This window comes from Streptomyces sp. NPDC056503, assembly GCF_042794995.1.
Lineage (GTDB): Bacteria > Actinomycetota > Actinomycetes > Streptomycetales > Streptomycetaceae > Streptomyces.
In genome coordinates, this window is sequence record NZ_JBHTST010000112.1 from 1 (window position 1) to 17,464 (window position 17,464).

At 71.0% G+C, this 17,464-nt stretch carries 17 protein-coding genes; 13 read left to right on the plus strand and 4 right to left on the minus strand.

Annotated features, from left to right (window positions below):
• Window positions 1-43: 43 nt before the first annotated feature.
• Together ACFQ8C_RS27475 and ACFQ8C_RS27480 are read right to left on the minus strand one after the other, a co-directional pair.
• Complete coding sequence (locus tag ACFQ8C_RS27475; RefSeq protein ID WP_383462303.1) at window positions 44-721, minus strand: response regulator; 678 nt, start codon at window positions 719-721, stop codon at window positions 44-46.
• Between the two features lie 10 nt (window positions 722-731).
• A complete protein-coding gene (locus ACFQ8C_RS27480) occupies window positions 732-1,634 on the minus strand; it encodes a RecB family exonuclease (protein ID WP_383462305.1) in 903 nt (300 codons plus the stop codon).
• Between the two features lie 177 nt (window positions 1,635-1,811).
• Between ACFQ8C_RS27480 and ACFQ8C_RS27485 the strand changes: the two genes are divergently transcribed.
• The 3 genes from ACFQ8C_RS27485 to ACFQ8C_RS27495 all read left to right on the plus strand — a co-directional run bounded on the left by ACFQ8C_RS27485 (window position 1,812) and on the right by ACFQ8C_RS27495 (window position 4,620).
• Complete coding sequence (locus ACFQ8C_RS27485) at window positions 1,812-2,945, plus strand: site-2 protease family protein (protein ID WP_383462345.1); 1,134 nt, start codon at window positions 1,812-1,814, stop codon at window positions 2,943-2,945.
• Window positions 2,946-2,963: 18 nt separating this feature from the next.
• Entirely contained in the window at window positions 2,964-3,851 is an 888-nt protein-coding gene (locus ACFQ8C_RS27490) for a tRNA (adenine-N1)-methyltransferase (protein ID WP_383462307.1), read from the plus strand.
• Window positions 3,852-4,026: 175 nt separating this feature from the next.
• Window positions 4,027-4,620, plus strand: a complete 594-nt coding sequence (locus ACFQ8C_RS27495) for a hypothetical protein (RefSeq protein WP_383462309.1) — start codon at window positions 4,027-4,029, stop codon at window positions 4,618-4,620.
• Between the two features lie 4 nt (window positions 4,621-4,624).
• On the opposite strand, the gene ACFQ8C_RS27500 is transcribed toward ACFQ8C_RS27495, so the two are convergent.
• Window positions 4,625-4,936, minus strand: coding sequence for a ferredoxin (locus ACFQ8C_RS27500; protein WP_383462311.1), 312 nt, complete (start codon window positions 4,934-4,936; stop codon window positions 4,625-4,627).
• Window positions 4,937-5,178: 242 nt separating this feature from the next.
• Between ACFQ8C_RS27500 and arc the strand changes: the two genes are divergently transcribed.
• The 5 genes from arc (at window position 5,179) to prcA (ending at window position 10,820) form a co-directional block, all read left to right on the plus strand.
• On the plus strand, window positions 5,179-6,945 hold the full coding sequence (gene arc / locus ACFQ8C_RS27505; protein ID WP_383462312.1) for a proteasome ATPase: 1,767 nt from the start codon (window positions 5,179-5,181) through the stop codon (window positions 6,943-6,945).
• A gap of 182 nt (window positions 6,946-7,127) precedes the next feature.
• Window positions 7,128-8,639 carry a depupylase/deamidase Dop gene (dop, locus tag ACFQ8C_RS27510; RefSeq protein ID WP_383462314.1) on the plus strand — a complete coding sequence of 504 codons (1,512 nt, stop codon included), beginning with the start codon at window positions 7,128-7,130 and terminating at the stop codon, window positions 8,637-8,639.
• 169 nt (window positions 8,640-8,808) lie between these two features.
• A complete protein-coding gene (locus ACFQ8C_RS27515; protein WP_383462315.1) occupies window positions 8,809-9,021 on the plus strand; it encodes a ubiquitin-like protein Pup in 213 nt (70 codons plus the stop codon).
• A gap of 160 nt (window positions 9,022-9,181) precedes the next feature.
• Complete coding sequence (gene prcB, locus ACFQ8C_RS27520; RefSeq protein WP_383462316.1) at window positions 9,182-10,021, plus strand: proteasome subunit beta; 840 nt, start codon at window positions 9,182-9,184, stop codon at window positions 10,019-10,021.
• 46 nt (window positions 10,022-10,067) lie between these two features.
• Complete coding sequence (gene prcA, locus ACFQ8C_RS27525) at window positions 10,068-10,820, plus strand: proteasome subunit alpha (protein WP_383462318.1); 753 nt, start codon at window positions 10,068-10,070, stop codon at window positions 10,818-10,820.
• Window positions 10,821-10,975: 155 nt separating this feature from the next.
• Here prcA and ACFQ8C_RS27530 read toward each other — a convergent pair whose 3' ends face one another.
• Window positions 10,976-11,995, minus strand: coding sequence for a LacI family DNA-binding transcriptional regulator (locus ACFQ8C_RS27530; RefSeq protein WP_383462319.1), 1,020 nt, complete (start codon window positions 11,993-11,995; stop codon window positions 10,976-10,978).
• 146 nt (window positions 11,996-12,141) lie between these two features.
• Between ACFQ8C_RS27530 and ACFQ8C_RS27535 the strand changes: the two genes are divergently transcribed.
• The 5 genes from ACFQ8C_RS27535 to ACFQ8C_RS27555 all read left to right on the plus strand — a co-directional run bounded on the left by ACFQ8C_RS27535 (window position 12,142) and on the right by ACFQ8C_RS27555 (window position 17,463).
• Window positions 12,142-13,413: an MFS transporter gene (locus ACFQ8C_RS27535; protein ID WP_383462321.1), complete on the plus strand. Its 1,272-nt coding sequence runs from the start codon at window positions 12,142-12,144 to the stop codon at window positions 13,411-13,413.
• Window positions 13,414-13,482: 69 nt separating this feature from the next.
• Window positions 13,483-14,844, plus strand: a complete 1,362-nt coding sequence (gene pafA, locus ACFQ8C_RS27540; RefSeq protein WP_383462323.1) for a Pup--protein ligase — start codon at window positions 13,483-13,485, stop codon at window positions 14,842-14,844.
• Between the two features lie 118 nt (window positions 14,845-14,962).
• A complete protein-coding gene (locus tag ACFQ8C_RS27545) occupies window positions 14,963-15,901 on the plus strand; it encodes an FKBP-type peptidyl-prolyl cis-trans isomerase (RefSeq protein WP_383462325.1) in 939 nt (312 codons plus the stop codon).
• 96 nt (window positions 15,902-15,997) lie between these two features.
• The gene (locus ACFQ8C_RS27550; RefSeq protein ID WP_383462327.1) at window positions 15,998-16,378 is read left to right on the plus strand and encodes an FKBP-type peptidyl-prolyl cis-trans isomerase; all 381 of its coding nucleotides are present in this window, start codon (window positions 15,998-16,000) and stop codon (window positions 16,376-16,378) included.
• A gap of 128 nt (window positions 16,379-16,506) precedes the next feature.
• The gene (locus ACFQ8C_RS27555; protein WP_383462329.1) at window positions 16,507-17,463 is read left to right on the plus strand and encodes a helix-turn-helix transcriptional regulator; all 957 of its coding nucleotides are present in this window, start codon (window positions 16,507-16,509) and stop codon (window positions 17,461-17,463) included.
• Window position 17,464 lies beyond the last annotated feature (1 nt).

Here is a 17,464-nt window from a genome sequence, read left to right on the forward strand (position 1 = left end):
GCGCGCACCCCGCGCGCCGGGCCCTCCGCCGTACCGCACCGCCCTACTGGCCGTTGCCCCCCGGGCGCACCAGACCGCTCTCGTACGCGTACACCGCGGCCTGCACCCGGTCGCGCAGGCCCAGCTTGGTCAGCACATGGCCCACGTGCGTCTTCACCGTCGTCTCGCTGACGAACAGGTCCGCCGCGATCTCCGCGTTCGACAGACCGCGGGCCACCAGCTTCAGCACCTCCACCTCGCGGTCGGTCAGCGTGCTCAGCGTGTCCGGCATCCGCTCCTCGCCCGTCGGCAGATGCGCCGAGTACTTGTCGAGCAGCCGCCGCGTGATCGACGGGGCCAGCATCGCCTCGCCCGCCGCCACCACCCGGATCGCCTGCACCAGCTCGTTCGCCGGGGCGTCCTTCAGCAGGAAGCCGCTCGCGCCCGCGCGCAGCGCCTCCACCACGTACTCGTCCAGGTCGAAGGTGGTCAGCACCAGCACCTTCGCCGGGCCGTCCCGGCCGGGACCGGTGATCTGCCGGGTCGCCTCCACCCCGTCCATCCGCGGCATCCGGATGTCCATCAGCACCACGTCCGGCTGGAGCGCCCGCACCTGGTCCAGCGCCTGCAGACCGTCACCGGCCTCTCCCACCACCGCCAGGTCCTGCTCCGCCTCCAGAATCATCCGGAAGCCGGTGCGCAGCAGCGGCTGGTCGTCGACCAGGAGGACGCGAATCGTCACAGGGGCTCCTTCACGAGGCGGGCCGGTCGCCGCCCATTCTGCCCTGCCCCGATTCGCCCGACTCCGCCGGGCGCGCGGAAACGATCTCCAGCGGATACACCGGGGGAGTCCCCCCGAACTCCGGGCACACCGCTTGGTGGTCGCACCAGCCGCACAGCTTCGTCGGCCGCGGCCGCCAGTCGCCCGTCTCCGTCGCCGTGCGGATCGCCTCCCACAGCGCGTGCAGCTTCCGCTCCACCCACCGCAGGTCCGCCTCCACCGGGTCGTACGTCAGCACGTCCCCGCTCCCCAGGTACACCAGCTGGAGGCGGCGCGGGATCACGCCCTTCAGCCGCCACACCACCAGGGCGTAGAACGTCATCTGGAAGAGCGCGCCCTCGCTGTACTCCGGCCGCGGCGCCTTCCCCGTCTTGTAGTCGACGATCCGGACCTCGCCCGTCGGCGCCACGTCCACGCGGTCGATCACCCCGCGCAGCCGCAGCCCCGACTCCAGCTCCGTCTCCACGAACAGCTCGCGCTCGGCCGGCTCCAGCCGCACCGGGTCCTCCAGCGTGAACCACCGCTCCACCAGCGCCTCGGCCTCCGCCAGCCACTGCCCGAGCCGGTCGCCCGTCGGATCGTCCGCGAACAGCTCGCCCAGCTCCGGCCGCGCCTCCAGGAGCCGGTCCCACTGGCCCGGGACCATCGCCTTCGCCCGCGGCACCGTCCGCTCCGCCGCCGGATCGTCGAAGAGCCGCTCCAGGACCGCGTGCACCAGCGTCCCGCGCGTCGCCGCCGCGCTCGGCTTCTCCGGCAGCCGGTCGATCACCCGGAACCGGTACAACAGGGGACACTGCATGAAGTCGCTCGCCCGCGAGGGCGACAGCGACATGGGCGCCCGGGGCCCCTCCGGGAGCCGCTCGCTCGTACTCATGACACAGACCCTACGGCCCGCCACCGACAGCGAGCCGAATACCATCGACGCATGGCCCGTCGCGCTGCATGATCGAACCGTGACGCACCGACGCGGTCACCCCGGCGACGAGAGGAACCCGTGAACCAGGACGAGCCCAAGCCGCAGCGGACCGAGGAACCCGGCGGCGGGATCCTGATGGGCCGCCCCTTCGGCGTGCCCGTCTACGTCGCGCCCAGCTGGTTCCTCGTCGCAGCCCTCATCACCTGGGTCTTCGGCGACCAGATCGAACGGGTCCTGCCCGAACTCGGCGCCGCCCGCTACCTCGTCTCCCTCTTCTTCGCCGTCGCCTTCTACGCCTCCGTCCTCGTCCACGAGCTCGCCCACACCATCGCCGCCCTCCGCTTCAAGCTCCCGGTCCGGCGCATCCAGCTCCAGTTCTTCGGCGGCGTCTCCGAGATCGAGAAGGAGTCCGAGACCCCCGGCCGCGAGTTCGTCCTGGCCTTCGTCGGCCCCCTGCTCTCCCTCGTCCTCGCCGGCGTCTTCTACCTCTCCATGTACGCCGTCGAACCCGGCACCGTGCCCGGCGTCCTCCTCGCCGGCCTGATGATCTCCAACCTCATCGTGGCGATCTTCAACCTCCTCCCCGGCCTCCCCCTCGACGGCGGCCGGATGCTCCGCGCGATCGTCTGGAAGCTCACCGGCAAGCCCATGAGCGGCACCGTCGCCGCCGCCTGGGTCGGCCGCGCCCTCGCCGTCACCGTCCTCATCGGCCTCCCCCTCCTCACCCGCACCGGCTGGCTCGGCAACTCCACCGCGGACATCGACGGCTTCACCACCGTCACCGACGCCCTCCTCGCCGCCATCCTGGCCGCGATCATCTGGACCGGCGCCGGCAACAGCCTCCGGATGGCCCGCCTCCGCGAACACCTCCCCGAGCTCCGCGCCCGCGCCCTCACCCGGCGCGCCGTCCCCGTCGAGCCCGACACCCCCCTCTCCGAGGCCCTCCGCCGGGCCAACGAGGCCGGTGCCCGCGCCCTCGTCGTCGTCGACGGCACCGGCGAGCCCACCGGCATCGTCCGCGAGGCCGCCATCGCCGCCGTCCCCCAGCACCGCCGCCCCTGGGTCGCCGTCTCCACCCTCGCCCAGGACCTCGGCCCCGGCATGCGCGTCCCGGCCGAGCTCACCGGCCAGCCCCTCCTCGACCACCTCCGGGCCACCCCCGCCACCGAGTACCTCGTCGTCGAGGAGACCGGCGAGATCTACGGGGTCCTCGCCACCACCGACGTCGAGCGCGCCTTCGTGAAGGCCATGGCACGACCGTCCCAGTAACACCGGTACTCTGTTCCCATGTCCGAACCGACCGGTGCCGCCCGCCGACGCGGGCCCTTCAAGGTCGGGGACCAGGTTCAGCTGACCGACCCCAAGGGCCGCCACTACACGTTCACGCTCGAAGAGGGAAAGAACTTCCACACCCACAAGGGTTCCTTCCCGCATGACGAGCTGATCGGCGCTCCCGAGGGCAGCGTTGTCCGCACCACCGGAAACGTCGCCTACCTCGCGCTGCGCCCCCTGCTCCCCGACTACGTCCTGTCCATGCCCCGCGGCGCCGCCGTGGTCTACCCGAAGGACGCGGGACAGATCCTCGCCTTCGCCGACATCTTCCCCGGCGCGCGCGTCGTGGAGGCCGGCGTGGGTTCCGGCTCGCTCAGCAGCTTCCTGCTCCGCGCCATCGGCGACAGCGGCATGCTCCACTCCTACGAGCGCCGCGAGGACTTCGCCGAGATCGCGAAGGGCAACGTCGAGCGCTACTTCGGCGGCCCCCACCCGGCCTGGCAGCTCACCGTCGGCGACCTCCAGGACAACCTGACCGACTCCGACGTCGACCGGGTCATCCTCGACATGCTCGCCCCCTGGGAGTGCCTGGAGGCCGTCTCCAAGAGCCTCGTCCCGGGCGGCATCCTCTGCTGCTACGTGGCCACCACCACCCAGCTGGCCCGCACCGTGGAGTCCATCCGCGAGATCGGCTGCTACGCCGAGCCGCAGCCCTGGGAGTCCATGATCCGCAACTGGCACGTCGAGGGCCTGGCCGTGCGCCCCGATCACCGCATGATCGGCCACACCGGCTTCCTCGTCACCGCCCGCCGCCTCGCGGACGGCGTCGAGCCCCCGATGCGCCGCCGCCGCCCCGCCAAGGGCGCCTACGGCGAGGACTACGACGGCCCCAACAAGGGCTGACACACCGACAGGATCACGGCGACGCCGCCGTCCGTTCACCCCGCGCCGCGGGGAACCGGACGGCGGCGTCGCCGCGTTCGGCCCCGGTTCACCACCCCCGGCGGTTCCGCCGCCCTGTGACGTGTGGCACGATGCCCGCAACCCCTCGGCACGACCCTCACAGGAGACGTCTCGCGTGCAGCCCTCCGCCGCCCCGGACCTCGTGGACCTCGCACACACCCACGCCCGGCCGCTGCACTGGCTGGCCACCGCCACCGCGACCGCCGCGGTTGTTGCCCTCTCCGGCGCCCTGACCCCCCGAGCCGCCGAAGCGGGCCCCGCCACCCGGGCGGCGTCCGCCCCCGCGGCCGCCGGGCCGGCCGCCGCACCCGACGCCGGCACGGCCGACTACCCCCTCCAGTGCGGGGGAGCGCCCCACCGCGTCGCCCGGTACGCGACCGGAGACCTGGACGGCGACGAGAACCCCGAGACCGTTGCGGTCGTACACTGCGAAGCCGGATCCGGAAGCCCGCCCGCCGGCCTCTACGTCCTGACCCGCGGCCGCGGCGACGACGCCCCCGCGCGCGTGGTGGCCACCCTCGTCGACCCGCGCGAACAGCGCAGCGTCACCGGCCTCGCGATCCGCGGCGGAACCGTCCGCGCCACCCTGCTCGGCTACTCGTCCCCCGACGTCCCCAGCTGCTGCCCGGATGAGAAGGAGCAGGTCGGATGGGAGTGGACCGGCGGTGCCTTCGTGCGCACCACCGGCGCGGAGGCGCTCGGCGCCTGACCCGTCACTCCGCGTCGGGGCCGTACACCTCGACGCGGTCCCGGACCCGCCGGACGTGGATGCAGTCGCCCGGGCACTCCTTCGCCGAGTCCACGACGTCCTGGAGCAGCGGCAGCGGGACCGGGGTCGTCGCCCCCGTCTCCTGGAGCAGCTCGTCCTCGGCGCTCTTCACATACGCGAGCCCGTCGATGTCCAGTTCGAAGACCTCGGGAGCGTACTGCGCGCAGATCCCGTCCCCGGTGCACAGGTCCTGATCGATCCAGACCTCCAGAGCCTCCTCGGCTCCGTCGGCCGGTGACTCGTGCTGCACGCTCATCTCTTCTGCCGTTTCTGCTCCGCGCGGACAATTGAGGCCGCGACCCGCGGGTGTTGACCCTTCACGAACGATACAACTGCCCGCTTTCAGAGCGTGAAGGGTGGGTATTCAGCTGGCGAGAGGGGAAGCGCAAGGGTGAAGATCGGACACACCCCGGAGTCTTTTTGATCTAGGGGTTTCAATCATCACCCACGCAGGTAGGGTCAGGATGCGTCCAGCTCCCCTTGGAGGAGGTGAGGACCGTGGCAGCCCACGACGACGACATCAACCGCGGCATCCGGCCGGGGCGAGGGTCTGAAGACCCCGCCGGCCAGGTTGCCTATCTCGAGCAGGAAATCGCCGTCCTGCGCCGCAAGCTCGCCGACTCTCCGCGACACACGAGGATTCTCGAAGAGCGGATCGTCGAGCTGCAGACGAGCCTGGCCGGAGTGTCCGCGCAGAACGAAAGGCTGGCGAACACGCTCCGTGAGGCACGCGACCAGATCGTGGCCCTCAAGGAAGAGGTCGACCGGCTCGCGCAGCCGCCGGCCGGATTCGGTGTCTTCCTGCAGGCCAATGAGGACGGCACGTGCGACATCTTCACCGGGGGCCGCAAGCTCAGGGTGAACGTAAGTCCCAGCGTCGAGCTCGAAGAGCTCCGGCGTGGCCAGGAAGTCATGCTCAACGAGGCGCTCAACGTGGTCGAGGCCATGGAGTTCGAGCGCGCCGGGGAGATCGTCACCCTCAAGGAGATCCTGGAGGACGGCGAGCGCGCCCTGGTGGTGGGGCACACCGACGAGGAGCGGGTGGTGAGGCTCGCCGAGCCTCTGCTGGACATCACCATCCGCTCCGGTGACGCCCTGCTCTTCGACTCCCGGTCCGGGTACGTCTACGAGGTCGTGCCCAAGAGCGAGGTCGAGGAGCTCGTCCTCGAAGAGGTCCCGGACGTCGACTACGACAAGATCGGCGGTCTGGGCAACCAGATCGAGCTGATCCGCGACGCGGTCGAGCTCCCGTACCTCTACCCCGACCTGTTCAAGGAGCACGAACTGCGGCCGCCCAAGGGCATCCTGCTCTACGGGCCGCCCGGCTGCGGCAAGACGCTCATCGCCAAGGCCGTCGCCAACTCCCTGGCCAAGAAGGTCGCCGAGGTCACCGGCCAGCCCGCGGGGAAGTCCTACTTCCTCAACATCAAGGGCCCCGAGCTCCTCAACAAGTACGTCGGCGAGACCGAGCGGCACATCCGCCTGGTCTTCCAGCGGGCCCGCGAGAAGGCCAGCGAAGGCACCCCCGTCATCGTCTTCTTCGACGAGATGGAGTCGCTCTTCCGCACCCGCGGATCCGGTGTCAGCTCGGACGTGGAGAACACCATCGTCCCCCAGCTGCTCGCCGAGATCGACGGCGTCGAGGGCCTGGAGAACGTGATCGTGATCGGCGCCTCCAACCGCGAGGACATGATCGACCCCGCGATCCTGAGGCCCGGCCGGCTCGACGTGAAGATCAAGATCGAGCGTCCGGACGCCGAGGCGGCGAAGGACATCTTCGCGAAGTACCTCACCGCCAACCTTCCGCTCCACACGGACGACGTCTCCGAGCACAGCGGCTCCAAGGCCGCCGCCGCCAACGGGATGATCCAGTCCGTCGTCGAGCAGATGTACGCCGAATCCGAGGAGAACCGCTTCCTCGAAGTCACGTACGCCAACGGTGACAAGGAAGTCCTCTACTTCAAGGACTTCAACTCCGGCGCGATGATCCAGAACATCGTCGACCGGGCCAAGAAGATGGCCATCAAGGCTTTCCTCGACCACGACCAGAAGGGCATCCGCGTCTCCCACCTCCTCCAGGCCTGCGTGGACGAGTTCAAGGAGAACGAGGACCTGCCCAACACCACCAACCCCGACGACTGGGCCCGTATCTCCGGAAAGAAGGGCGAGCGGATCGTCTTCATCCGCACCCTCGTCACCGGAAAGCAGGGCGCGGACACCGGGCGCTCCATCGACACGGTGGCCAACACCGGTCAGTACCTGTAAAAGCGCACACCGGCTGCGGATGTCCGGAAACCGGGCATCCGCAGCCGTCGCATTCGCACCGGAAAAACTCTCGGCCACATCCGGGAAATACCGCAAGTGATCTCCCCACCAGCGCGGAGCCGCTCTAGGCTCTTCGGTACCGCCGAGTCGCGCACTGAGCGCCGCCGGGCAAGGAGGGCCGCATGACCGTACGGCGAGTAATGGGCATCGAGACGGAGTACGGGATCTCCGTCCCCGGTCACCCGAACGCCAATGCCATGCTCACCTCGTCCCAGATCGTCAACGCCTACGCCGCGGCGATGCACCGGGCGCGCCGCGCCCGCTGGGACTTCGAGGAGGAGAACCCGCTGCGGGATGCCCGCGGCTTCGACCTCGCCCGCGAGGTCGCCGACTCCAGCCAGCTCACCGACGAGGACATCGGCCTCGCCAACGTGATCCTCACCAACGGCGCCCGGCTCTACGTGGACCACGCCCACCCCGAGTACAGCGCCCCCGAGGTCACCAACCCGCGCGACGCCGTGCTCTGGGACAAGGCCGGCGAGCGGATCATGGCCGAGGCGGCCGAGCGCGCCGCCCAGCTCCCCGGCGCCCAGCCCATCCACCTCTACAAGAACAACACCGACAACAAGGGCGCCTCCTACGGCACGCACGAGAACTACCTGATGAAGCGGGAGACCCCCTTCTCGGACATCGTGCGCCACCTGACGCCGTTCTTCGTCTCCCGCCAGGTCGTCACCGGCGCCGGCCGCGTCGGCCTCGGGCAGGACGGACGCGAGGACGGCTTCCAGATCAGCCAGCGCGCCGACTACTTCGAGGTCGAGGTGGGCCTGGAGACCACCCTCAAGCGCCCCATCATCAACACCCGCGACGAGCCGCACGCCGACGCCGAGAAGTACCGCCGGCTCCACGTGATCATCGGGGACGCCAACCTCTCCGAGATCTCCACCTACCTCAAGCTCGGCACCACGGCGCTCGTCCTCTCCATGATCGAGGACGGCTTCATCACCGTCGACCTCGCCGTCGACCAGCCCGTCCGCACCCTCCACCACGTCTCCCACGACCCCTCGCTCCAGTACCTCGTCACGCTGCGCAGCGGCCGGACGCTCACCGCGGTGCAGCTCCAGATGGAGTACTTCGAGCTGGCCAGGAAGTACGTGGACGAGCGGTACGGCACGGACGCCGACGACCAGACGAAGGACGTCCTGGCGCGGTGGGAGGACACCCTCAACCGCCTGGAGAACGACCCGATGAGCCTCGCCGGCGAGCTGGACTGGATCGCCAAGCGGGAGCTCATGGAGGGCTACCGCCGCCGCGACGGCCTGGACTGGGACGCGCCCCGGCTGCACCTGGTGGACCTCCAGTACGCGGACGTACGGCCCGACAAGGGGCTGTACAACCGCCTGGTGGCCCGCGGCCGCATGAAGCGGCTGCTGGACGAGGGCGAGGTGGAGCGGGCCGAGACGGCGCCGCCGGAGGACACCAGGGCCTACTTCCGGGGCCGCTGCCTGGAGCAGTACGCCGACGACGTCGCCGCCGCGTCCTGGGACTCGGTGATCTTCGACCTGCCGGGCCGCGACTCGCTCCAGCGCGTCCCGACCCTGGAGCCGCTGCGCGGCACCAAGGCCCACGTGGCGGCCCTCCTGGACCGCTGCCGCACGGCGGAGGAACTCGTCCGGGTCCTCTCCGGCAACTGATTCGAGACCGGAATAGGGGCCTGAAATACCCGGGCCCTGGGAATCATGGAAGCAGTGCCCGGACGATGCGGAAATGCGGGGGCCGATGTCGGTCCCGGCTTGTAGGGTCTGATCTTGCAGGATCCCAGCAGTACATGTCCGAGCGATCCGATTCGAGCGGGGTGAGGAAATGGCGGCCAAGGACACCGGCGGCGGACAGCAGAAGGCCACGCGTTCCACGGAAGAGGTCGAGGAGACCACCACGGAGGCGAACTCCGACCTCCAGGAACGCCAGGAGAAGCTGAGCGAGGACGTGGACTCGGTCCTCGACGAGATCGACGACGTGCTCGAGGAGAACGCCGAGGAGTTCGTCCGGAGCTTCGTGCAGAAGGGCGGCGAGTAGCCGCATCCCCCTGTCGTTCCCCGTCCCCGGAGCCCCGGAAGAAGCCGTGGGTCCGGGGACGGATGACAGGCCGTCGCACGGGTAAGGTCCGTACACAGCAATCAAGATCGGCCCGCGTGTGTCAGGGGCGGGCCCTTCTCACCCACCCGGAAGGAATCGCGTGGAAGCCAACCCTCGTAGCATCGGGCGTCTGCCGGCGGCCTTCCTGACGCCGGGCTCCTCATCGTTCATGGACTTCCTGGCCGACCACTCGCCGGAGATGCTGCCGGGGAACCGGAAGCTGCCGGACGGGGTCGTCCAGGCCCCGCACGGCACCACCATCGTGGCGGCGACCTTCCCCGGCGGCGTCGTGCTCGCCGGTGACCGGCGGGCCACCATGGGCAACATGATCGCGCAGCGGGACATCGAGAAGGTGTTCCCGGCGGACGAGTACTCCGCGGTCGGCATCGCCGGCACCGCCGGTCTCGCCGTCGAGATGGTCAAGCTCTTCCAGCTGGAGCTCGAGCACTTCGAGAAGGTGGAGGGCGCCACGCTCTCCCTCGAGGGCAAGGCGAACCGTCTCTCCACGATGATCCGCAGCAACCTCGGCATGGCCATGCAGGGCCTCGCCGTGGTGCCGCTCTTCGCCGGATGGGACGAGGGCCGGGAGAAGGGCCGGATCTTCTCCTACGACGTGACCGGCGGCCGCTCCGAGGAGCACGGCTACGCCGCCACCGGCTCGGGCTCGATCTTCGCCCGCGGCTCCATGAAGAAGCTGTACCGCGAGGACCTCAGCGAGCAGCAGGCGACCACACTGGTCGTACAGGCGCTGTACGACGCGGCGGACGACGACTCGGCGACCGGCGGTCCGGACCTGGCCCGGCGGATCTTCCCGATCGTCACCGTCATCACCGACGAGGGCTTCCGCAGGCTCACCGAGGCGGAATCCTCCGAGCTGGCCCGTTCGATCACCGAGCGGCGTCTGGAGCAGCCGGACGGACCGCGCGCCGCCCTGCTCTGACCCCTACGTCGCCCCCTCACAGCCCAGAAGAAAGGGACGAGCGCCGGTGTCGACACCGTTCTACGTCTCCCCCCAGCAGGCCATGGCCGACCGCGCGGAGTACGCCCGCAAGGGCATCGCGCGCGGCCGCAGCCTCGTGGTCCTCCAGTACGCCGACGGCATCGTCTTCGTCGGCGAGAACCCGTCCCGCGCCCTGCACAAGTTCAGCGAGATCTACGACCGGATCGGCTTCGCCGCCGCCGGCAAGTACAACGAGTACGAGAACCTGCGCATCGGCGGCGTCCGCTACGCCGACCTGCGCGGCTACACCTACGACCGGGACGACGTCACCGCGCGCGGCCTGGCCAACGTCTACGCGCAGACGCTGGGCACCATCTTCTCCAGCGCCGGCGAGAAGCCGTACGAGGTGGAGCTCGTGGTCGCCGAGGTCGGCAGCGAGCCGGCCGGGGACCAGATCTACCGGCTGCCGCACGACGGCTCCATCGTGGACGAGCACGGCTCGGTCGCGGTGGGCGGGAACGCCGAGCAGATCAGCTCCTTCCTGGACCAGCGGCACCGGGACGGGATGTCGCTCGCGGAGGCCCTGAAGCTGGCGGTGCAGGGGCTCTCCCGGGACACCAGCGGCACCGAGCGGGAGATCCCCGCGGAGCGCCTGGAGGTGGCGGTCCTGGACCGGACGCGTCCGCAGCAGCGGAAGTTCAAGCGGATCGTCGGCCGCCAGCTGGTCCGTCTCCTGGAGGCGGACAACGCGGCCCTGGCGAAGACGGACGAGCCCTCGGACGAGGCGTCCGAGGAGTAGCCGTCGGCTGTGCCCGGAGGGCCCCGGTCCACCCGGACCGGGGCCCTCCGGCGTGCCCGGCCCTCCGGCGTGCCCGGGTGTCCGCCGGGCCTGGGGCGGTGCGGTCCGTGGGCCGGTCCGGGGGACGGCCTCGCCGTGGCGGCCGGGAAGTGGGGTCAGGAGGTCGGTGCGGGCCCCGTGGAGCCCCTGGGGACCAGTTCGGCGGGGAGGACGTCCGAGCGGGCCGCTTCGCCCGCCAGGACGGCGAGCAGCGCCTCCATGCCCCGGCGGCCGAACTCCTCGGCGGGCAGCCGGACCGTGGTGAGCTCCGGCTCGACGGCCGTCGCCAGGGCCATGTCGTCGAAACCGGTGACCGACAGGTCCTCCGGGACGCGCAGGCCGAGCCGCCGCGCGGCCTTGCAGACGCCGGCCGCGAGGATGTCGTCGTCGCAGATCACCGCCGTGGGGCGGGGTCCGGGCGCGCCGAGCGCCGCCCCGGCGGCCTCCCGCGCGGCCGCGACGGTGAGCGGTGAGCGTACGGTGCGCACCTCCGCGCCCCGCAGGGCGTGCGCGAGCGCCGCGGCCCGGACGTCGAAGGTCCAGGAGGGGGCCGCCGACGCCAGGTGCAGGAAGCTGCGGTGGCCGAGGGCGAGCAGATGGGCGGTGACCATGCGCATGCCCTCGGCGACGTCGAGGTTGACGTGGGCGGCCGCGCCGGGGTCCGCCGGGTCGCTGTCGAGCATGACGAGCGGCAGGTCGCTGCCCCGGAAGGCCTCCAGGGCGTCGGTCGCCATGGAGGAGGCCAGCACGCCGTCCAGGGCGGCCTGGGCGGAGGCGAAGGGGTCACGGGCGGGGCCGACGCCGTCGGGGGAGGGGTAGAGCACGACGCCGAAGCCGTGGTCGGCGGCGACGGCCGCCGCCCCGGTGTACACGTGGGCGAAGAACTCGTTGGTGAGCGCGGGCACCACGAGCAGGGCGGTCCGGGTGCGGCCGAGGCGCAGGTTGCGGGCGGCGAGGTTGGGCCGGTAGCCGAGCTCGCGGGCGGCGGCCCGGACGGTGCCGGCGGTGCGCTCCGAGACCCGGCCGCGCCACTTCTCGCCGAGGACCAGGGAGACGGTGGCCTGCGAGACGCCCGCCACCCGGGCCACGTCCCTGCTGGTCGGACGGGTGCCGCCGAGGGCTTCGGGGGTCTGCACGGGGCCTCCGCGTCGGACGCTGGTCGGTGGTGCGCTGGTCGGTGGTGCGTGGCCGCGGGGTGGACCCGCGTCACGCCGCCATGGTACGTATGACGGTGGAAGTTATACGTAAAACCTCGGCGGGAGCCGACGGAGGGGAGACCCGCATGGCCACCGAGGCCACGGCACACGGCGGCTACCGCGACATCCTGCGGGCGCCGCACGCGCTCCGCCTGCTCGCCGGCACCCTGGCCGGCCGGCTGCCCAACGGCACCGGCCCCATCGCCATGACCCTCTTCGTCCGCGACCAGGGCGGCGGCTACACCCTCGCCGGCGGCCTCGTCGCCGCGTACGGCCTCGCCAACGCCGTCGGGCAGCCCCTCCTCGGCCGAGCCGTCGACCTCAAGGGCCAGCCGCGCGTCCAGCTGCCCGCCGCCGTCCTCTCCGCCCTCGGCATGGCCCTCTTCGCCTTCGCCGGCATCGGCGACCTCCCCCTCGCCTACGCCGCCGTCGTGATCGCCGGACTCTTCACCCCGCCCCTGGAGGGCGGCCTGCGGGCCCTCTGGCCGAGCGTCCTGGGCCGTGAGGACCGGGTCCACCGCGCCTACGCCCTCGACGCCGTCGCGCAGGAGGTCATGTTCACCGTCGGCCCGCTCCTGGTGACCCTCGTCGTCGCCCTGTGGTCGCCCGCCGCCGCCCTTCTCGTCATCAACCTCATCGGCGTGCTCGGCGCCCTCTCCGTCGTCCTCTCCGAGCCCTCTCGGGCCTGGCGCTCCGCGCCCCGCGAGGCCCACTGGCTCGGCGCCCTGCGCTCCCCGGGGCTGCTCGCCCTGCTCGGCTCGTTCTTCTTCGTCGGCCTCGCCCTCGGCTCCATCACGGTCGCCGCCGTCGCCTACGCCGACGACCGGGGCACCCCCTCCGTCTACGGCTGGCTGATGGCCGCCCTCGGCCTCGGCGCCCTCCTCGGCGGCGTGCTCTACGGCGCCCGGCAGTGGGCGGGCGCCCCCGAGCGGCGGCTGCGCGTCCTGGTGGCGCTCCTCGCGCTCTGCTACCTGCCGCTGATGCTCACCCCCGGCCCGGTCGCCATGAGCGGCCTCGCGGCCCTCTCGGGCTTCTTCCTCGCTCCCGTGCTGGCCTGCGCCTTCATCGTGGTGGACCGGCACGCCCCGGCCGGAACCGTCACCGAGGCCTTCTCCTGGCTGGTCACCACCTTCGGCGTCGGCGCGGCCCTGGGCTCGGCCGCCGCCGGACCCGCCGTCGAACTCGCCGGGACCGTGGCCGGGTTCGCCGTGGCCGGTGCCGGCGGTCTGGTCGCCCTGCTCGTCCTGCTCTCCACCGGCCGGGTGCTGAACGACCCCGACGCGCCCGGCCGCCGCTCCCGACACGCCGTGAGCGGGGGCGGCACCGCGGCCGTACACACCGAAAAGAACGCCCTCTGATCGGAAAATGATCGAAACGGGAACGTCCAACCCGGTTTCAGCACAGGCCGTCAGGCGTAATGTTCAGACATGGACCGCCGCATTTTCGGGCTGGAGAACGAGTACGGCGTCACGTGCACGTTCAGGGGACAGCGCCGACTGTCTCCTGACGAAGTGGCGCGGTACCTCTTCCGCCGAGTCGTGTCATGGGGCCGCAGCAGCAATGTCTTCCTGCGGAACGGCGCCCGCCTGTACCTGGACGTGGGTTCGCATCCGGAATACGCCACACCGGAATGCGACGACGTGATCGAACTCGTCACCCACGACAAGGCCGGCGAGCGCATTCTCGAAGGTCTTCTCGTGGACGCCGAACGCCGCCTGCACGAGGAGGGAATCGCGGGCGACGTCTATCTCTTCAAGAACAACACGGACTCCGCCGGAAACTCCTACGGCTGCCACGAGAACTATCTCGTCGCCCGCCACGGCGAGTTCTCCCGCCTCGCGGACATCCTCATCCCGTTCCTGGTCACGCGTCAGCTGATCTGCGGCGCGGGCAAGGTGCTCCAGACCCCGCGCGGCGCCGTCTACTGCGTCTCCCAGCGCGCCGAGCACATCTGGGAGGGCGTCAGCTCCGCCACCACCCGCTCCCGGCCCATCATCAACACCCGGGACGAGCCGCACGCCGACGCCGAGCGCTACCGCCGGCTCCACGTCATCGTCGGCGACTCCAACATGTCGGAGACGACCATGCTGCTCAAGGTCGGCGCCACCGACCTCGTGCTGCGCATGATCGAGGCCGGCACCGTGATGCGCGACCTGACCCTGGAGAACCCGATCCGGGCCATCCGCGAGGTCAGCCACGACATCACCGGCCAGCGCAAGGTGCGCCTGGCCAGCGGCCGCGAGGCCTCCGCCCTGGAGGTGCAGCGCGAGTACTTCGAGAAGGCGTCCGACTTCGTCGACCGGCGGGGCATCCGCTCCGGCACGGTCGCCCAGGTGCTCGAACTCTGGGGCCGCACGCTCGACGCGATCGAGGAGGAGCGGCTCGACCGCATCCAGACCGAGATCGACTGGGTGATGAAGTACAAGCTCATCGAGCGGTACCGCGCCAAGCACAACATGACCATGTCGAACCCGCGGGTCGCCCAGATAGACCTCGCGTACCACGACATCCACCGCCGCCGCGGGCTGTACTACCTGCTCCAGAAGAACGGGCAGGCGGCGCGGATCTGCAACGACGTGAAGATCTTCGAGGGCAAGTCCGTGCCCCCGCAGACCACCCGGGCCCGGCTCCGCGGCGACTTCATCCGCCGCGCCCAGGAGCAGCGCCGGGACTTCACCGTCGACTGGGTCCACCTGAAGCTCAACGACCAGGCGCAGCGCACGGTCCTGTGCAAGGACCCGTTCCGCTCGGTCGACGACCGGGTGGAGAAGCTGATCGCCGGTATGTAGGACGATCACAAGAACGGACCGGGGCCCCGCGCGTACGACGTGCGGGGCCCTGGACGTCTCAGACGGGTCCCCTAGAGTGTCCGGACAACTACTGTGCCGTCTGAGATCTGAGGAACACGTGCGCCGAATTGCCGGCCTTCTCGTCGTCCCGCTGCTGCTGCTCACGACAGCGGCGTGCGGCAGCGACACCAAGGGCTCCGATAACGCCTCGATGACCAACGGGCTCCCCGCCATCACCGCGGGCGAGAAGTTCGGTGAGAAGCCGACCCTCGCGAAGGGCGAGGGCGACCCGCCGAAGGAACTCAAGGTCAACGTCATCAGCGAGGGCGACGGCCCGGTGACCAAGGACGGCGACGCCCTCCAGGTCAACTACCTCGGTCAGACCTGGGACTCGACGACCCCCTTCGACAACAGCTTCGACCGCGGCGAGCCGTTCACCCTCACCCTCGGCGCCGGCCAGGTCATCAAGGGCTGGGACCAGGGCCTGAAGGGCCAGAAGGTCGGCAGCCGCGTCGAGATCGGCATCCCGCCGGAGCTCGGCTACGGCGAGAAGGGCTCCCCGCCCAGCATCAAGGGCGGCGCCACCCTGGTCTTCGTCGTCGACATCCTGAAGGCGACCACCATCCCGAAGTCCGCCGAGGGCACCGTCGTCGCGCAGGAGAACAAGGACCTTCCCAAGGTCGGCACCAACACCGACGGCAAGGCCCCCTCGCTGACCGTCCCGAAGGCCGCCGCGCCGAAGGCACTCGTCTCCAACTACGTCATCGAGGGCAAGGGCGAGGCCGTCAAGGCCACCGACACCCTGACCGTCCAGTACCAGGGCGTGCTCTGGAAGGACGGCAAGAAGTTCGACAGCTCCTACGACCGGGGCGCCCCGGCCACCTTCCCGCTCGCCAACGTCATCCCGGGCTGGAGCAAGGGCCTGGAGGGCAAGAAGGTCGGCAGCCGGGTGCTGCTCGTCGTCCCGCCGGCCGACGGCTACGGTGACCAGGCGCAGGGGCCGATCCCGGCGAACTCGACCCTCGTCTTCACGGTGGACATCCTCACCAAGCAGTAGCGGGTTCCCGCGCGCCCCGGCCCTCCGCACGGTAGGTTGTCGGGGTCGCGCGGGCCATCGTCCGCCCGGTTTCATCCGCATGAGGAGCACACTGCAGTGAGCATCGAGAAGCCCGAGGTCGACTTCCCGGGCGGCGAAGCGCCGGCCGACCTGGAGATCAAGGACATCTGGGAGGGCGACGGCGAGGTCGCCGCCGCCGGGGACACGGTCAACGTCCACTACGTCGGTGTCTCCTTCGACTCCGGCGAGGAGTTCGACGCCTCCTGGAACCGCGGCACCCCGCTGGAGTTCCCGCTCGGCGCCGGCATGGTCATCCAGGGCTGGGACCGGGGCGTCCAGGGCATGAAGGTCGGCGGCCGCCGCCAGCTGGTCATCCCCGCGCACCTCGCCTACGGCGACCGTGGTGCCGGCGGCAAGATCGGCCCCGGCGAGACGCTGATCTTCGTCTGCGACCTCGTCTCCGTGAAGAAGGGCTGACCCGCCCCAGGCCGCATACCGAGGGCCCCCGCCTCCACGGCGGGGGCCCTCGGCTTTTGTCCGGACACCCCGGGGCGGTACGGTCGGACGTCCGAGAACGGAACCGGGGAAGAGGGTGCAAGGCGTCCATGGCGATTGCCAAGGCCGAGCGGCTCATGAATCTCGCGCTGTGCCTGCTCGGGACGCGCCGCGCCCTCAGCAAGCGGGAACTGCGCGGCTCCATCGAGGCGTACATGGAGGCCAGCGGCGACGAGGCCTTCAACCGCATGTTCGAGCGGGACAAGGACGACCTCCGCGAGCTGGGCCTGGTCATCGAGACCGTCGAGAACCTCGACGGCGAGACCGGCTACCTCGCCCGCCGCGACTCCAACCGCCTCCCGCCCATCACCCTGGACGCCGAGGAGGCCGCCGCGCTCGGCCTCGCCGCCCGCGTCTGGCAGCAGGCCCGCCTCGCCGGAGCCGCCAGCGGCGCCCTCCAGAAGCTGCGCGCCGCCGGCATGCCCGAGGCCGAGGACACGTACGAGATCCAGCCCAGCGCCCTCGAACCCCGCATCCCGGTCCACGAGAGCGCCTTCGAGCCGCTGATGCTCGCCTGCCGCGACCGGCGCCCCGTCTCCTTCGAGTACCGCAAGGCCAACGCCGCCCGCCCCGAGCCCCGCCAGGTCGAGCCCTGGACGCTGGAGTGCTGGCGCGGCCACTGGTACCTCGCCGGCTGGGACCGCGACCGCGGCGCCGAGCGCGTCTTCCGCCTCTCCCGCATCACCGGCAAGGTCCGCTCCCGGGCCGGCGCCTTCACCGCGCCCGTGCCCGACGTCGTCACCGTCCGCGAGACCGTCGAGAGCTGGGCGGGGGAGACCGCCACCCGCTCCGCCCGGATCCGGCTCCGGACCGGCTGCGGCTACCCGCTGCGGGCCCGGGCCACCGAGACGAGCGAGGGCGCCGACGGCTGGGACGAGCTGGAGATCCCGTACGGGCACGGCCTCGACGCCTGGCTGGTCGAGTTCGGCCCCGACGTCGTCGTACTGGAACCGGCCGACCTGCGGGCCGACGTGGTGGAGCGGCTGCGCGCCGTCGCCAAGGGCTGAG

What these genes read in the sequence shown, in the direction of transcription:
- ACFQ8C_RS27515 (WP_383462315.1), top strand. Translation starts at nt 8,809, where the DNA reads ATGGCGGCCAAGGACACCGGCGGCGGACAGCAGAAGGCCACGCGTTCC.
- ACFQ8C_RS27535 (WP_383462321.1), top strand. Translation starts at nt 12,142, where the DNA reads ATGGCCACCGAGGCCACGGCACACGGCGGCTACCGCGACATCCTGCGG.
- dop (WP_383462314.1), top strand. Translation starts at nt 7,128, where the DNA reads ATGACCGTACGGCGAGTAATGGGCATCGAGACGGAGTACGGGATCTCC.
- ACFQ8C_RS27555 (WP_383462329.1), top strand. Translation starts at nt 16,507, where the DNA reads ATGGCGATTGCCAAGGCCGAGCGGCTCATGAATCTCGCGCTGTGCCTG.
- ACFQ8C_RS27480 (WP_383462305.1), bottom strand. Translation starts at nt 1,634, where the DNA reads ATGAGTACGAGCGAGCGGCTCCCGGAGGGGCCCCGGGCGCCCATGTCG.
- ACFQ8C_RS27485 (WP_383462345.1), top strand. Translation starts at nt 1,812, where the DNA reads ATGGGCCGCCCCTTCGGCGTGCCCGTCTACGTCGCGCCCAGCTGGTTC.
- ACFQ8C_RS27490 (WP_383462307.1), top strand. Translation starts at nt 2,964, where the DNA reads ATGTCCGAACCGACCGGTGCCGCCCGCCGACGCGGGCCCTTCAAGGTC.
- pafA (WP_383462323.1), top strand. Translation starts at nt 13,483, where the DNA reads ATGGACCGCCGCATTTTCGGGCTGGAGAACGAGTACGGCGTCACGTGC.
- ACFQ8C_RS27500 (WP_383462311.1), bottom strand. Translation starts at nt 4,936, where the DNA reads ATGAGCGTGCAGCACGAGTCACCGGCCGACGGAGCCGAGGAGGCTCTG.